Raw genomic sequence first — 14,935 nt, forward strand, 5'->3', positions numbered from 1 at the left:
AGCACGGCGAACAGGCTGGTCCGGGTTCCGGAAATCGGTGCGAGCGGGTAGAAAGAGCGTCGTGTTCGAACGGGTGACCGCCGAGGCGCGGCAGGTGCTGTTACTCGTGCCGCGGTACGCCGTCGCCGCGGGCCGGTCGGAGATCACCCCGGCTGATTTCGCCGCCGCCCTTGCCGGCCGGCCGATCGGCAACACCGCCGGCGTGTGGACGGCGCCGCCGTCGCCCGAGCCGGCCGAACCGACGAACGTACCCGGTGGAGGGACGGCGCCGAACAAGCCGACCCGGTTCAATCGGGCGGCGCGAGCGGCCCTGGAACGGTCACTGCGCGTCGCGCTGGACGAAACGGCAACGCACCTCGGCACCGAGCACCTGCTTGCCGCGCTGGTCCGCGGCGGGCCGCCGGACGTCGCGGCCGGCCTCGGCGCGCTCGGCGCGACGGCCGACGCCGTCGATGCGCTGCTCGCCGGGCTGGCCGGCGCGCCGGGTGCCGAAGGACCACCGGAGGATCCGCGCGCTGTCAACGGGGCGGGCTCCGTCCTGACCTACACGCGTCTGACGGTCGACGCCCGCGCCGTGGTACGGCAGGGTGCGGCGCTGGGACGTGCCGCGGGACGCACGAACGTGACGCCGGTCGACCTGGCTACGGCGCTCGCCCGGTACGACGGCGGCAACGTCGCCCGGGTGTGGGCCGAGGCCCCGGTCCCGCCGCCGCAACCCGCCGCGCGGATCAGCGACGTCGCTGCACTGGCAGGGCCGACCGAGCAGGTGCTGGGGACAGCCGCGACGATCGCACGGGAGGCGGGCGCCGCACAGGTCGGCACCGAGCATCTGCTCGTGGCCCTGATCCGCAACGACCACCCGGAGGTCGTGACGCTGCTGGCCGGGCGGGGCGGCACCGCGCAGGCCGCAGCCGCGCTGCTCGCCGACCTGGCCGGTGACCCCGGTGTCGAGGCGCCACCGCCTGCGGCCCGGCAGCCCTGGTGGCGCGCGATACAGGGATGGCAGGTAGCCGTTGCACTGAGCTCCTTGGCCGTGGTGCTGGTGATTGTGGTGGTGTGCGTGCTCGGCCCCATCTTCGGCCCGTAGCCACGCGCGGGCCGGACGGCACCGGACACGGACAGTGGGTGCAGCGCGAGAAGCCGGCCGCGGCGCAACCGGCGGGCTGGTTTCCGACACCCCGCCATCAGGTCGCCATGATGAAGCAGGCGCCGCCGACGAAGCGACGCTACGGTCATCACCGCTGTGAGCTGCCATCGGCCGGAGCCCTATCCGCCCGACGCCAAGCCGCCACAGTTGGTGGATTGATGTACGTCCGAATCCAAGATCAGACGCGCTGTCATCGGTACGACAGGAAGCCTCGGCCCCAACGAGCCGGGTCACCGTCCGTGGCGCACGCTGGCCCTGAACGCACGCACGCAGCGGCATGAGCGCGCACGCGGAGCGCGACGGGCGGACACCTGATCAAGCTGGCTCGGCTGCGTCGTCGCAGGCGGCGGCGGTCGATCGCTCGTCGAGGCATTCCCGGATGCGAAACCGGACCCAGGGGTCGGTCTCGGTTGTCTGCAGTTGGCGCAGCAGGGGAACGCTTGCAGGGTCGAACCAGCGGACCATGGCGACGCCGCATGAGCGAACCAGCGGATCCGGGTCGCGCAGCAGTCCGGCGATCGCGTCGCCGAGCAGTCCTCGGGGCGCGCTCGTCTCTGCGAATCGCCAGAACTCATGCGCTGCAGTTGCCGCGCGGCGGCGCCGTTCGAGGTCGGGACTTGCCAGCTCTGCCAGCATGTCGGCGAACGTCAGTCTTTTCAGCGCGCCAAGCGCACGCAGGTCTGGCGGGGTGCACGACCTGGCGTACCGCTCAATGTCATCCGCGATCTCCTCGGCGTCGTCGAACCGGCGCCCATGCTTGTTCCGTGCCCTGTTCAGCAGCAACCACATCGAGGCACGCACGTCGGCGTCCGCGTCGGCGGTCATGGCGCCCACCAACGCCGTCCACGAGCTGTCGCGTATCGCTGGCAGATCCAGCAGCGACACCCCGGCCCGGCTCCGCCTGTCGGGTGAGGCATCGCTGAGGAGTACGGCGACCAGCTCGGATTCCGGCATTGGGAGCCGCTCGCCGAACCAGCTGACGTCGTATCCGGCGACCGCCTCGTCCAACCACCGCTCGTACCAGGCCAGAAAGTCAACATCCTCGACGACGTACGGCGCTGCTCCGCCGAGGCTTCCCCCGTCGAGGTTGAACAGCCGCCCCCTCGCCGGTCCCGTCACGATTAACTGCGTGGTGAGAGAACACCCGTGAGCGGCGACTGCCAGCGTGCCGCGGAGAAAGTTCTGACCCGGACCCGGCGGGTTCTCGTGTCGCTGCTCCCAGTCAACGGGATACCGCGGCCCCGGCAGGTACGGACTGGGTTGAGCCAGATGACCCGAGCGCAGGTACGCACAGCACGAGGGCTCGAGACGGCATAGCCCGTAGCCCGGCCCGGCACCTCCGCCGCCCAACTCGGTCACGAACAACCGATACGCCGGCGGCAGCGACACCTCGTGCCATTCCTCGAACTCCGCCACCACGGCCTCTGACAACGGCGGCCCGACAACGAAGCCATGCACTTCCACCCCGAACGGCATCGGCACTACCGGCTTCGCACGTGCCTCGGCGAGCTTCTCAGCGATCCGCCCCAGCCGAACATGATCGGCATCAACCATCCGCCCAGCCTACAAACGGCCCCGTCGGCGGGGCAGAGGCGAATGCACGCTCATCGGCAAAGTCGTGCACGCAGCCGCTGGCCCAGCCGCGACGGACAGTCACTGCCGCATCGGTGGACACGCAATGACAGCGGCAGATGAGTATGACGACAACAGAGAATCGGTCGACTCGTATATCCTCGCGTCGAACGTATGCCCGGTAGGCGACCAGGGACTGAGGAGATGCGAAAATGCCTTGGACGGCCCAATTGTTGTCGGAGCAGATCCTTGACGGGATCAGGGAGGGTTCGTATAGCTTCGATATCCATAAGAGGCTTCCCGAGGCCCTGGCGGACGACTTGGCGGCAGCAGGTATCCGTCGAGATGCGGTGCTGACGGACGCGAGCGTTCGAATCGGCGAGGGATACAGCATCTCACCTCGTCCCTGGGACGCGGTAATTATGGAGGACGACCTACCGGTAGCTGCGGTCGAGGTCAAGATTAGTATCGGGCAAGCCGGAAAGGCTCTCCGTAACCGCCTGGATGATCTTGTGGCTATGGCGACCAATATGGCGCGAACATTCGACGGTCCGGAACGAAGGCCGTACCGACCGTGTGTAGCGCTGGTCTTCATTATGGAAAAGAGTGTCGAAACTACGACACCATTTGTCGCCCGCCGAACGGCCTCCCCGTTTGCAGGGCACACGTCCCGTGAACCGAAGTCATATCTTGATTTAGCGGGAGAAAAATTCTCCCAGATGCTCTCAGATGGACTGTTCGATGCTGTCTGTTATCTAACTGTCGACCGTGAAGAAATGAAGGTTTTCGAGCCTGTTGCCGAACAGTCTTTCGACGCCTTTGTTACGCGCCTGATCGCCTGCATTGCCGACTCGGCCCAGCGCCGCGCGAGCGAAGGATTGAGTGCTGCCGGTCTCGGCCGTATACTCGCGCGCGGCGAAAACGTTGAAGAGGTCGTCGCAGGGCTCACTTCTACGCCTGAAGGGCTTTCGGCTGCTGAAGCGGCGGTGATTCGCGAGCGACGAAGGGTTGTCGCGGACCTTCAGCAGCTAGCGCTTGACCCGGGCACCAACGAGACAAAGATGCATGCGGCCATCGGCAATCGGTATTGGGTTTTTGGGGGACAGTACGTCGGAATCGCGGACAGGCGCACCATGGTTCCGTTGGACCAATACGATATTCCGCTCATCTGTGCCGACGGCAGTCTGGAGATCGTTGAGCTCAAGGGGCCAGAGGCCAAGCTCGTCAGAAAACATCGGAATCATCTGATTGTGTCCGATGAGGTGCACGAGGCGGTTAACCAATGCCTCAACTATCTGCGCCATCTTGATGAGTTGGGCGCAGCGCTGAGGACGCACTACATCAATGAGCTTCAGATGGATGTCGACTTCCGCCGTGCGAAGGGCACTGTGGTCATCGGGCATCCCGGTAGGCATCTTTCGGCGGGATTTTCGAGAGAGCAGATCGATCAGACCATCCGATCTTACAATGCTCACCTTAGCAGGCTGACCGTTCTCACCTATGCCGACGTACTCGAAAGTGCGGATCGTACACTTCGCTTCGCGTCCGAGGAGTCTGCGCGCGACCATAACGCGGCGAGTACCCCGTGAAGTGGATCGCACGGTTCCTGAGCGTCGCACTGTCATCGGCAGAACAGGAAGCCTCGGCCTCGCCGAGCCAGCCACGGTCTGTGACGAGCACTGGCCAGCCGCCGCGCACCAACGGCGGCATGTACGGAGACGTGATCAAGGCTTCAGACGGGCACGTTACCGCCTACGGTAGGTGCACGGTCAGGCTGAGCACCCGGGTGATCTGATTGGCGGCGAAGTTGTCGTCGCTGATGAGCGTGACCGTCGCGTCGCCCGGTCCTTCGGTGACAGCCATGCCCTCGAAGTTGTCCAGGAGCGGGTTACGCTGCGCCTGTCTGGTCGGGGCAGCGAGGGCCGGGCATCGGGCCAGGTCCGCGACGAGCGACTTGGTCACCACGGCGGACGCCGGTCCTTGCGACAGGTTGGCGACGCCGCTCACGTCGGCGGCGTGGCTGATTCCAGTCACAGCGTACAGGCTGACGCTGTTGCCGGCTCCGGGGCTGTACGAGCCCTCGAGGACCAGCAGAGAGTCGGCGCCGTACGCCTGGATCTCGGGCACTCGGTTGCCGCGCTCGGTGCGGTACGTGATCTGTTTGGTCAGCTGCCAGCTTCCATGCTGGTCCCGGTCGTAGACGAGGAACCGGTTCAGGGTCGGGTCGGCGTCGCTGCTCAGCGGGCTCTCCATCGCCGCGACGATCCGCGTGCCCGCCGGCGCGATGGTCAGGCCCTCGAGGGTGGCATCGACAGTGGCCTGGCCCTGCGGGGTCGAGCCGGTGACGGCGAAACGGGCCGGCACGTCGAGGGAAGCCTGCTGCACACCGTCGCGGCCGAAGACCCGGATCGAGGGCTCGGCCTCCGAGCTCACCAGGAAGTCGCCGCCCGGCAGCACGGCCAGGCCCTCGTTGTCGGTGGTCCGGCCGTCGTACGCAGTGCCGTCGGGTCGGCGCAGCACCAGCGGGTCCCGGTCCACCGACGGGTTGCGCGAGTCGGACCAGAACCAGAGGCGGGCCGGGTCGGTGCCGTGGTTGTCGATCGTCGATGCCCAGGAGCCGGACTGCCGGTCGAACGCCAGGTCCGACAGCCCGCCGAGCGGTGCGCCACCGCGGACGAGCTTGTCGAGCCGGTCGCTGAAGCTCACCACGCGTGCCTGGGGCGGACACGCCCCGCCGTCCGAGGACGTCGGAGCGGCGGCTGGGTCCGCCGTGCAGGCGCCGACCAGCAGCGCCGCCGCGAGCAGGCTGCACGTCAACCTCCGCCGACGAAGCACGAGACCGCGACCCCCGAATGTGTGCCATCGCTTCCGCAATCATCTGACGGACACCCGAGCAGGCAGCGACGCTCGCTACGCGCAGGCGGTCGGTCACCTCCCGGGGCGCGCAGCGCCCGGGCCAGTTGCCGGGCGGCGGCCGCTCGGCGTCCGTGACCGGTTCGGTCGCCGGTGCCGGCGTTGCGCCGGAGGACAAAGTGCGGCCATCACGTGCAGCCAAGGGCCTTTTGGTATAGCAGGCAGGTAGGCACCGCCGATGGCTCGGCTCGGCGGCGTTGCGTTCTGGGTCATCAGCCGATCGGATGACCGAAGGCGATGATCGGCTATTTCCATGTGCGACGGACACCCTGCGACGCTTAGGAAGGAGGCATGGCCAACGAGGTGACCGTTCCCCTGCTGCCGTGCGCATCCATTGACGACATCGAAGCCTTCTACGGGGTTCTCGGTTTCCGCACCACGTACAAGCAGCGCAAGCCCAACGCGTGTGTGGGGGTGCAGCGGGAAGACCTGCAGCTGCAGTTCTTCGAGATCGCCGGATTTGACCCGGAGCAGTCCTATGGCTCCTGCCTCGTACTCACCCCGGACATCGAGGGACTACACCGGGCATTCGCAGCCGGCATGCGCGCCGCGTACGGCAAGGTACTGGTGTCCGGAACGCCGCGGATGACCCGGCCTAGGGCGCGGAAGAACGCCGACGGGTTGGGCGGGTTCAGCGTCATCGACCCGGGCGGCAACTGGATCCGCGTCTTTCGGAACGCCGCCACCGCGCCCATGCCGGCCACCACGCCTGCCGGGCGGCTGGGCAAGGCCCTGGCGAATGCTGTCGTGCAGGCCGATTCCAGGGGAAACGTCGGACAGGCCGTTCGAATCCTCGACAGCGCGCTGGCCCGCCCGCAAGCCGACGACGACCCGGTCGAGCAGGTAGAGGTCCTGGTCTACCGCGCCGAACTCGCGATGGTGCAGCACGATCCAAACACTGCGGCCGACATGCTGGCCCGCGCCCAGTCCGTCACGCTCACGGAAGACGAATCCGAAAGGGCGGCACCCGCGTTCGACAACGCCGCCGAACTCACAGCAGCACTGCGGTGACTCACCACACGAAACGCCTCCCTCATCTCAGCAGGACAGGAAGCCTCGGCCACGGTGCGCCGCTGACGGTCTGTGACGACCGTCCAGCGAGCCACAGCGCCCGACCGGCGGCTACTTATGAGCGTGCCCGGCGCCGGGCCCTCGACGCCGCGGAGCGATGCACCCGGATGCCGGGCGACGTCGACTCAGCGGGCGGGTACGGGCTCGGACGACGGCCGCCACTCTCGCCTGATCAGCCCGTAGACCCACGAGTCGGAGACCTCGCCGTTCACGACGCAGTCCTCTCGTAACGTCCCCTCACGCACGAACCCGAGCTTCTCCAGCACCCGGGCCGACGCCACGTTGCGCGTGTCGGTCTCGGCCTGGACGCGATTCAGGTCCAGCGTGTCGAACGCCCACCGCAGCAACGCGCGCGCGGCCTCCGTCGCGTAGCCGTGGCCCCACGCCGCATCGTCGAAGCAGTAGCCGAGCGATGCGCTGCGGTACTCCGGATTCAACCGGCTCAGGCCGCACCACCCGAGGAACGCCCCGTCGGCGTCGCGGTCGACGGCCAGCCGCGTCCCGGTGCCCTCCTCCGCCATCTCCCTGCAAGCCGCGATGAACCGTTCGGCGCGCCCGCGTTCGCTCCACGGCGGCGCGTCCCAGTACCGCAGCACATAGCCGTTGCTGTGCAGCGCGAAGAGGTCATCGGCATCCGCGTCGTCGAACGGGCGAAGTGTCAGGCGGGCGGTGTGCAACGTGGGGGTCGGCAGCGACATAGGTGTCCCGTTCTCTCCTGCGATTGGGTGGGCCAACCAACCAGACATCCGGTGCCGACCACCCGCAAGGGATTTCCGAACGCCCGTAGAGGGCAGACTGGGAGGCGTGGACGATCAGGGGCGGATGACGTTCGTGCTGCATGAGCACGCCAAACCGCGGCACCACTTCGACCTGCGCTTGGAGGAGGACGGCGTCCTGCGCTCGTGGGCGGTGCCCCGCGGCCTGCCGGACGACCCGAGGCACAACCGCCTGGCGGTCGCGGTATCGGACCACGACCTCGAGCACCTGACCTACACCGACGCCGACAAGTCGATCGCCGACATCGGCTGGTGGCAGGAGGTGGACCGCAATGACAAGCGCATCGTCTTCACACTGCACGGCCGGGGCGCCCCGCGAACGTACGCGCTGATCAGAACGGACTCGGACTGGCTGCTGCACCTCATGAAGGACTAGCGACCGGTTCGAACTGCGTGGGCCCGCCGTCCGTCGTCGGCGCGGCGAGCGCGATCCGCCCGATCGGGCCGGACGGTGCACCGTCCGGCCCGATCGGGGCGCAGAACCACTCCGGCTTCGTGCCGGAGATCCGGGGTTCAGCTGCAGGTGGAGCCGTTGAGCTTGAAGCCGGTGGGGGCACCGGCGTTGCCGGTGTGGTTGGCCTGGTAGCCAATGGTGGCGGAGGCGCCCGGGACGAGCGTGCCGTTGTAGCTGACGTTGGTCGCGGTCACCGTGCCGCTGGACGGGGAGTAGGTGGCGCTCCAGCCACCGGTGATGGTCTGCCCGGCGGGCAGGGTGAAGACCAGGTTCCAGCCGTTGATGGCGGTGCTGCCCGTGTTGGTGATCGTGATGTTGTTGGTCAGGCCGGTGTTCCACGCGCTGACCGCGTTCACGACCCGGCAGGTGCCGGTACCGCCCGGGCTGCTCTTCGAGGGCGAGGGCGACGGCGATCCGGGTGTCTTGGACGGCGACGGCGAGACGGGCGGGGTGGTGGGAGACGTGCCGCCGGCGGCGGTGATGATGGCGCTGATGATGCCCTGCTGGGTCACGGTGTTGGAGCTGCGGTTGAACAGGCCGAGCCCGTACTGGCCGTTGTAGCCGTTGTCCCAGTAGGCGCTCGCCCCGCCGTACTTCTTCGCGGTGGCGACCACTGCCTTGGCGAAGTTCGCACGGTAGGTGTTGTTCGCCGCGTCGGCCGACGTCTTGTCGACCGAGCCGAACTCACCGACGAAGAACGGATATCCCTTGGTGACGAAGGTGTCGTACATCTTCTTCATCGTCTGGTCCATGTAGTCTTCCTGGCCCCAGGTCGACTTCTTGGCCGGGTTGGTCGCGGCCGCACCCCACTGCGTGATGTTGCCGTCCTCCTGACCCGCGAAGTCCCACGGGTCGTAGTAGTGCACGGAGATCATGAGTCGCTGCTCGCCGCTGGGGATGGAGGACGACCGGTAGGTGTCGGTGGGCAGCGAGAAGCCATAACTGCCCGTCGTGTACTCGATGTTGGTGTTCCAGCCCGGAACGAGCAACCATCGCGACGCGTTGGTGCCGCCGGTCCGCCGGACGGTGTCCACGAAGATCTGGTTGTAGGCGACGATGTTCGAGTAGCACGGCTGGGTGGGGTTGCCGTACTGCCCGTCGAACTCCTCGTTCATCGACTCGAAGATCAGGTGATCGTTGTAGCTCGCGAACTTCGTCGCGACCTGCTGCCACACCTTCTGGTACTTGGCCTTGATCGTGGTCTGGTCCGATGCATCGCAGATCAGCCAGGAACCGGTCACGCTCTTGTAGCCGTCGCCGTGCATGTTGATCAGCACGTACAGGCCGGAGTTGTAGGCGTAGTTGACGACCTCCTGGATCCGGCTCAACCAGGCCGAGTCGACGGTGTAGTTCGGGGCGGCACCGATCTTTCCCAGGTACGACACGGGGATGCGGATCGTCTTGAAGCCCGATGCCTTCACCCGGTCGATGAGGGCCTGAGTGATGACCGGGTTGCCCCAGGCCGTCTCGCTGGGAATGCCATTGGCGTTGGCCTCCAGCTGATTGCCGAGGTTCCACCCGGCGCCCATGTCGGCGACCAGTTGGGGAGCGGTCAGCTGCACCGCGGCGTTGGCCTCGGTCGACCTCGCCACGCCGTACACGGCTCCGGTGAGGGCCAGGGCGGCGGCAAAGACTGCGAGCCCGGCCCTCCTAACTCTCGAACTCATGAGGCTTCCTCTCGTACGGTCTCGAGCGCCGGACGTGGCGGCGTCTCCGGTCCGAACCTGGCGAGGAGTGTTGCCACGGCCGCGACGGGTGTCAATCGATGCGCTTCGACGAACATGTTCGTTAGGCCGCCGCAGGCTGCTGAGCAGCCGGTTTGCCGCCGACGGCCGCGAAACCGGCTCTGCATCTTTCGGAAATTATCGACAATCCTGGTTGCCTGACCGGCGGGCGGGCCGCCGCCACTCGGCCGTCCCTGCGGTCAGCTGGCGCGAGGGTGCCAGCGGACCGTCCGGCGCCGCACTAAAGTCCCGCGCCATGGAGCAGCCTGGCTGGATCGCCGAGACGCGCACGTCGTACGACACGGTGGCGGCCAGTTACGCCGAGCTGCTCCGCGATTCCCTGGACAAGCAGCCGGTCGTGCGGCACCTGCTGGCGCTGTTCGCCGAGCTGGTCAATGCCGCCGCCGGCGGCCCCGTCGCCGACCCCGTGGGCCACGCAGCCGTCGCACTGCCCAGCCACCTTGAGATACATCCCGCGCCGATCGCGGCATGACCGGAAACCTGATCAGGGTTTCGGCGGCATTCGAGCGCCCGGCCGAACTGCCCGGTCGGCGGTCAGCGAGCGTTGCGGCCCTGCGGTTGCCGCGGATCGTAGGTGCCCTCGAGGTAAGCGATGAACCGCTCGGGATGCTGAACGTAGGTCGTGATGGTGCTGGGCCGATGATTGCCGGCAGCGAGGAGCTCTCGGTGGTACTTCGCGAGCTCAGCACGTAGCTGAGCGGCCGTCCACGTCCGCTCGGTCATGCCGACATCATGCCGCGTGGCGCAGACCTGACAGACGAAGCCGTGCGAGGGCGCGCACGGCGGCAGATCAGGACGGCTGCGTCACTGGCATGAGATGCCGGTCAAGTGGTCGGCCAGATTGAATCGAGTACTGCAGCTGGGACAGCTGAGCCGACCGAAGAGGCGCGTCAAGTGAGCGGCTACGGGCTCCCGGCCTGCCTGCACCGCCTCGGCATGCAGGCGCCCAGCCAGTTCCGAGGACAGCTCCGGTTCGATCCCGGAGTCTTCGGACTGCAGGTCGAGCAGCAACTCCTCGTTACACCCGGGGCCATTGCACGTCGATCTCCCCGTCGTTGAGGTGATCGAGCTCTTTGCCCCAGATCTCGTCACCGTCGAAGCCGAGAACGGCCTGTTGCAGGTACACAAACGTGCTGTCGCTCGATGCACCGGGCAGGCAGTCCACCGCGAGCGCGCGCAAGGTCGCGATCTCGCCAGCGTATGCGGCGCGGCCGGCGTCGTCGGCGTCCAGCGCGATGAAGCCGGCAAGCACCACCGCCCTCTCGCGGTCTTCCGGGGCGAAGGCGGCACAGGTCCGCGTCAGCCAGGGCAGCAGGACCGCGCTGGCTGGGTCACAGGTGCCCTGATGACACGACTCTTGCCAGATGAAGTCCCAGGCCGGAGAGGTCGGGTCGGCAGCCGCAGAAGCCAGAACTTCCGAGGAGATCGTCACCCGACCAAGTTTTGCACGTTCAAGATCGGACGCACTGTTCTCGGCAGTTGAGCGCGGAACCGGACCGACCGCCCGACACGGACGGTGACGAGGGCTGCAGGCTGTCGGCGCGCCATGACAGCGGCATGTGCGGAATCCAAGATCGACTGACGGTCGCGTCTGCGGCACGATGCAACCCGCGACGACTGGTCGGATCGGTGCGTGACATCCGTGCCGACCGGACGATGACTTGGTACATCGAGGCGGTACCGCAGCCGATCGCCCGACGATGCGGGATGAGCTTGAATGGCCTGTACCCCGAGCGCCGACGTCGCCCGGGGCGGCGTGGAGTGGATGCGCGGCCTCGCCTGAGCCGGCGGCCCTCTGCCCGAGCTGCCCGAATCTCCTCAGACGTTCCAGTCCCCTTGCCGATCACCCGGCTCGCCCGCTGGACGGCCTTGTTGGAGTGCTCGGGCACCACCCACTTCTTCATGGCCTCGACCGTACCTAACCCGCTCTGACGCCTCCGCCGAGTTCCCCTGCGTCCCGGGCGGTCCCGCGAGCTCCGAGTCGCGTCGGTTTGGTGCTGCGGACGCACGCACATCGGCACGCGCGAGCACTGCGGCCGTGGTGCGACGTGCCAGACCGCCACCAACGAAGCGTGACGATCTCAGTGTCGGCGGCAGTGCGCGACTGGCGGCAGATGAGTGCGGCTGATACTGCGGGATGCTCCGTGGTGCCGTCTCAGAACGTGTTGTCATGCCTCGAGGTGATGGAGCCGCCACCGCGGCGGGACCCGCGCCGCGGTGGCCGGTCGTGTGTGCGAGCGCGGTCCGGGTGGCTGAAGGCCGTGATCCGCAGCCGTTCACGGCGGTCCTGGACTCGCAGACCGCCCACGATGCCAAGGCACCCAATACTTTCTCAGGCAACGGCGCGGAAGAAAGCGTAGTTGCCGGCGACCCGGCGGCTGCCGTGTCCGGTCGTGGACACCTCGGTCAGCCCGCCCCGGCGCATGACCGCCTGGATCCGTTCCGGGGTGTGTCCGGCCAGCCGCGGGTGCTGGTGCCCCCGCGCGCCCGGGGGCCGCGTCCCGTCCGCGTCGAGCACGTGTAGTTCGCCACCGGGGCGCAGCACCCGGCGGATCTCGCGCATCGCCGCCACCTGCGGCTCCTCATCGAGGTGGTGGAGCATGTAGGAGGACAGGACCCGGTCGAGGCTGTCGTCCGGCAGTGGCAGTTCGTCGGCGTACGCGAGCGTGAACCGCACCGTAAGGCCGCGCCGGGCGGCCTTGCGACGGGCCTTGCGGAGGGCGGCTGGGTCGGGATCGATCCCGGTCAGGTCGGCTCCCGGCACCCGGCGGCCGAGCTGCATGAGCAGGTCGCCCGGGCCGCAGCCGACCTCCAGCACCCGGTGGCCGGGCTGGACGCCGGCCCGCTCGAGCAGCTCCCCGTGCACCTGGGAGAGGCCGGCCACCCGGGCGAACGGGTCGTAGAGGAACAGCATCCAGTGTCGGCCCATCGCCGGGATGTACGGCCGTACGGTGTCGGTCATGGCAGCCTCCGTGGTGGTGATCAGACGGACTTCGGTCGTACTCTCAGCGTCGTGCGCGAGCAGAGCGGTGCCATCGCCGGATCCGTGGCGGAGATAGGACATTCTTCGGATGCTCCGGCGCACGCACGGCTGACCCGGATGGCCCGCAGGACCACCGGCGGCGTGCCGGTCGCGGTGTTCCGCCGGGTGCCCGGCATCCCGCCGGTGGCGGTGACCCGGCTGCCCGACCAGCCGCTGACGCCGCAGCCGCTGCCCGGCCCGCAGACGCACACCCACGATTTCCTGGTCCTGCTGTATGCACACCGCGCCGGCGGCAGCTTCCTCATCGACGACCGCACGTGGACAGCTGTCGACGGAGATCTGTTCGTGATCGCGCCCAGCCAGGTGCTGTCCTTTCCAGAGCCGGCCGACCAGATCGTCGAGGACGGATGGGTGGTGTTCTTCCCGGCCGATGTGATCCGCAGCGGGGCGTACTCGTGGCGGGCGCACCCGCTGCTGTTCCCGTTCGCCTGCGGCACCGACCGGGCGCAGCGGTTGCGGGTCCCGCCGGAACAGCGGCCCGGCTGGGTGGAGCGGATCAGCGCTCTCGACGGCGAGCTGCGGACCCGGCGGACCGGATGGTCGGAGGCGTCGCTCGCGCACCTCATGCTGCTGCTGGTCGCAATGGCCCGGCTGGCCGGTGACGTCGCCGGTGAGCTGCGGTCGGCCAACGAGCCGCTGCTGGCCGCGGTGTTCGACGTGATCGAGCACCGGTTCACCGAACCGATCTCGCTGGCCGATGTGGCCGCCGAGCTGGCGCTGACCCCGGGGCACTTGACCACCTCGGTGCGTCGCCGGACCGGCCGAACCGTGCAGCAGTGGCTCACCGAGCGGCGGATGCAGGAGGCCCGCCGGTTGCTGACCGAGACTGATCTCACGGTGGCGGCGATCGCCCACCGGGTCGGCTATCTCGACGTCAGCTACTTCATCCGACGTTTCCGGGCCGAACACCAAATCACGCCGGCGCTCTGGCGGCGCGGCTGACAGGGTGGCCACAAGGGCCGCCCGCCACCCCGTGAGGAGGCTTACCGCATGGTTGGTGCAGGCACAGTCTCGAAATAGGGCTGGACCGTGCTCTGCCGCGTCGAGGTTGACGGCCACCAGCGCAAGGACGTCGGCCAACAAACCCAGATCGCGGGCCATGGGGTAAGGGACCAGGACATGGTGGTGGCCGACGCGAAACAGTTCGCCATAGCACTGCAGCTGCCAGCTAGCCATCCAGACGGGTCGCCACGGCGGCCATCTCTGACGCGTCGCAGCGGGCTGGATGCGGCGAGCGGCCACCAGCCGACGAAGTTCCACCCTGCTGCCGAAGATTCCGCTCGCGTACCCACGCACGACGGCCACATCGCGGCTACGCACCTGATCAAGGGAATTGGTGGATTGGGCGCGTTTTGCTTGGCGCGCTCGTGGCCTTCGACAGTGCAGCTCAGCGGGCCCTCTTTGTCGCCCGTTTGCGGGGCGGCGTCAGCAGGTCGGCGATCGCCGCGATCGCGGACGGCACCAGGCGGTAGTACGCCCAGACGCCGCGCTTGTCGCGCTCGAGCAGACCGGCCTCGGTGAGGATCCGAAGGTGATGACTCACGGTCGGCTGGGACAGACCAAGCGGCGCGGTGAGGTCACTCACGGACGCCTCGCCCGCCGGAGCGGACTGGATCAGACTGAGCAGTTGCAGCCGGGCCGGATCGGCGAATGCCTTCAGTACTCCCGCGAGCCGCTCAGCATCGGCACGATCAATCGGCTCGCCGGCAATCGGCGAGATGGCAGGCATGGCAGTTGTCGCAGTTCCCACGCCTTCCATCGTTCCACCAATACCATCGATAGGCCGGTGGAACCGGGATCAGGACCCCCGATGGCGACCGCGAGGCCGGGTCCCACGTTGCACAGTTGGGCGGCGGGTCTGGGCACGGACGGCGGTGAAACCGCAGGTCACCAGCTCGGCGGTCATTGATCACCATGCTGACCGTGGCGAGCGCTTCGCGGCATGAGCGGACGCCATGATCAGCAGCGTTTCGTGTGCGTCCGGCGGGTCCATGAATGTCATTGGCGAGATTGCGCCCGTCCCGACCGCCGCGCGTTCGGCGGCGTCGGGACGCCGCTGCGTGACGGCAGCCTTTGTCCTGTTCGCCGGCAAGCTGTGCGATGAGCGAGCATGCGGCTGTTGTCAGTGCCGACACCCTCTGTGGAGAGTGAGGAGTTGGGCTTGTAGCCATCCGGGGTGTGGGATTTTGGGTGGTTGCTGGTTGCTGGTTGTGG

The 14,935-nt window shown here is 67.8% G+C and carries 14 protein-coding genes; 6 read left to right on the forward strand and 8 right to left on the reverse strand.

The window, feature by feature from the left end:
* Positions 1–61: 61 nt before the first annotated feature.
* Positions 62–1,087, forward strand: a complete 1,026-nt coding sequence (locus OHA72_RS45875) for a Clp protease N-terminal domain-containing protein (RefSeq protein WP_327002396.1) — start codon at positions 62–64, stop codon at positions 1,085–1,087.
* A 375-nt stretch (positions 1,088–1,462) separates the two neighbouring features.
* On the opposite strand, the gene OHA72_RS45880 is transcribed toward OHA72_RS45875, so the two are convergent.
* The gene (locus tag OHA72_RS45880; RefSeq protein WP_327002397.1) at positions 1,463–2,701 is read right to left on the reverse strand and encodes a hypothetical protein; all 1,239 of its coding nucleotides are present in this window, start codon (positions 2,699–2,701) and stop codon (positions 1,463–1,465) included.
* Positions 2,702–2,931: 230 nt separating this feature from the next.
* Between OHA72_RS45880 and OHA72_RS45885 the strand changes: the two genes are divergently transcribed.
* The gene (locus tag OHA72_RS45885; RefSeq protein ID WP_327002398.1) at positions 2,932–4,308 is read left to right on the forward strand and encodes a Shedu anti-phage system protein SduA domain-containing protein; all 1,377 of its coding nucleotides are present in this window, start codon (positions 2,932–2,934) and stop codon (positions 4,306–4,308) included.
* Between the two features lie 163 nt (positions 4,309–4,471).
* Here the strand turns inward: OHA72_RS45885 and OHA72_RS45890 are convergent, their stop codons facing one another.
* The gene (locus OHA72_RS45890) at positions 4,472–5,425 is read right to left on the reverse strand and encodes an esterase-like activity of phytase family protein (protein WP_327002399.1); all 954 of its coding nucleotides are present in this window, start codon (positions 5,423–5,425) and stop codon (positions 4,472–4,474) included.
* 498 nt (positions 5,426–5,923) lie between these two features.
* Here OHA72_RS45890 and OHA72_RS45895 point away from each other — a divergent pair, with 498 nt between their 5' ends.
* Complete coding sequence (locus OHA72_RS45895; RefSeq protein ID WP_327002400.1) at positions 5,924–6,643, forward strand: DUF8817 family protein; 720 nt, start codon at positions 5,924–5,926, stop codon at positions 6,641–6,643.
* 185 nt (positions 6,644–6,828) lie between these two features.
* On the opposite strand, the gene OHA72_RS45900 is transcribed toward OHA72_RS45895, so the two are convergent.
* Positions 6,829–7,401 carry a GNAT family N-acetyltransferase gene (locus tag OHA72_RS45900; protein ID WP_327002401.1) on the reverse strand — a complete coding sequence of 191 codons (573 nt, stop codon included), beginning with the start codon at positions 7,399–7,401 and terminating at the stop codon, positions 6,829–6,831.
* A gap of 106 nt (positions 7,402–7,507) precedes the next feature.
* On the opposite strand from OHA72_RS45900, the gene OHA72_RS45905 reads away from it, so the two are divergent.
* Complete coding sequence (locus OHA72_RS45905; protein ID WP_442788385.1) at positions 7,508–7,855, forward strand: DNA polymerase ligase N-terminal domain-containing protein; 348 nt, start codon at positions 7,508–7,510, stop codon at positions 7,853–7,855.
* A 137-nt stretch (positions 7,856–7,992) separates the two neighbouring features.
* On the opposite strand, the gene OHA72_RS45910 is transcribed toward OHA72_RS45905, so the two are convergent.
* Positions 7,993–9,600, reverse strand: a complete 1,608-nt coding sequence (locus tag OHA72_RS45910) for a cellulase family glycosylhydrolase (RefSeq protein ID WP_327002402.1) — start codon at positions 9,598–9,600, stop codon at positions 7,993–7,995.
* A 313-nt stretch (positions 9,601–9,913) separates the two neighbouring features.
* On the opposite strand from OHA72_RS45910, the gene OHA72_RS45915 reads away from it, so the two are divergent.
* Positions 9,914–10,150 carry a hypothetical protein gene (locus OHA72_RS45915; protein ID WP_327002403.1) on the forward strand — a complete coding sequence of 79 codons (237 nt, stop codon included), beginning with the start codon at positions 9,914–9,916 and terminating at the stop codon, positions 10,148–10,150.
* Between the two features lie 62 nt (positions 10,151–10,212).
* Here the strand turns inward: OHA72_RS45915 and OHA72_RS45920 are convergent, their stop codons facing one another.
* From OHA72_RS45920 to OHA72_RS45930, 3 genes are all read right to left on the reverse strand, one after another.
* Complete coding sequence (locus OHA72_RS45920; protein WP_327002404.1) at positions 10,213–10,401, reverse strand: hypothetical protein; 189 nt, start codon at positions 10,399–10,401, stop codon at positions 10,213–10,215.
* 295 nt (positions 10,402–10,696) lie between these two features.
* Entirely contained in the window at positions 10,697–11,110 is a 414-nt protein-coding gene (locus OHA72_RS45925; protein ID WP_327002405.1) for a hypothetical protein, read from the reverse strand.
* Between the two features lie 900 nt (positions 11,111–12,010).
* A complete protein-coding gene (locus OHA72_RS45930; protein ID WP_327002406.1) occupies positions 12,011–12,640 on the reverse strand; it encodes a class I SAM-dependent methyltransferase in 630 nt (209 codons plus the stop codon).
* Positions 12,641–12,802: 162 nt separating this feature from the next.
* Here OHA72_RS45930 and OHA72_RS45935 point away from each other — a divergent pair, with 162 nt between their 5' ends.
* Positions 12,803–13,663 (forward strand): helix-turn-helix transcriptional regulator, encoded by an 861-nt coding sequence (locus OHA72_RS45935; RefSeq protein ID WP_327011788.1) that lies wholly within the window; start codon positions 12,803–12,805, stop codon positions 13,661–13,663.
* A gap of 445 nt (positions 13,664–14,108) precedes the next feature.
* Here OHA72_RS45935 and OHA72_RS45940 read toward each other — a convergent pair whose 3' ends face one another.
* Complete coding sequence (locus tag OHA72_RS45940) at positions 14,109–14,450, reverse strand: ArsR/SmtB family transcription factor (protein ID WP_327002407.1); 342 nt, start codon at positions 14,448–14,450, stop codon at positions 14,109–14,111.
* Positions 14,451–14,935 lie beyond the last annotated feature (485 nt).

Source organism: Dactylosporangium sp. NBC_01737 (assembly GCF_035963215.1).
Classification (GTDB): Bacteria; Actinomycetota; Actinomycetes; order Mycobacteriales; family Micromonosporaceae; genus Dactylosporangium.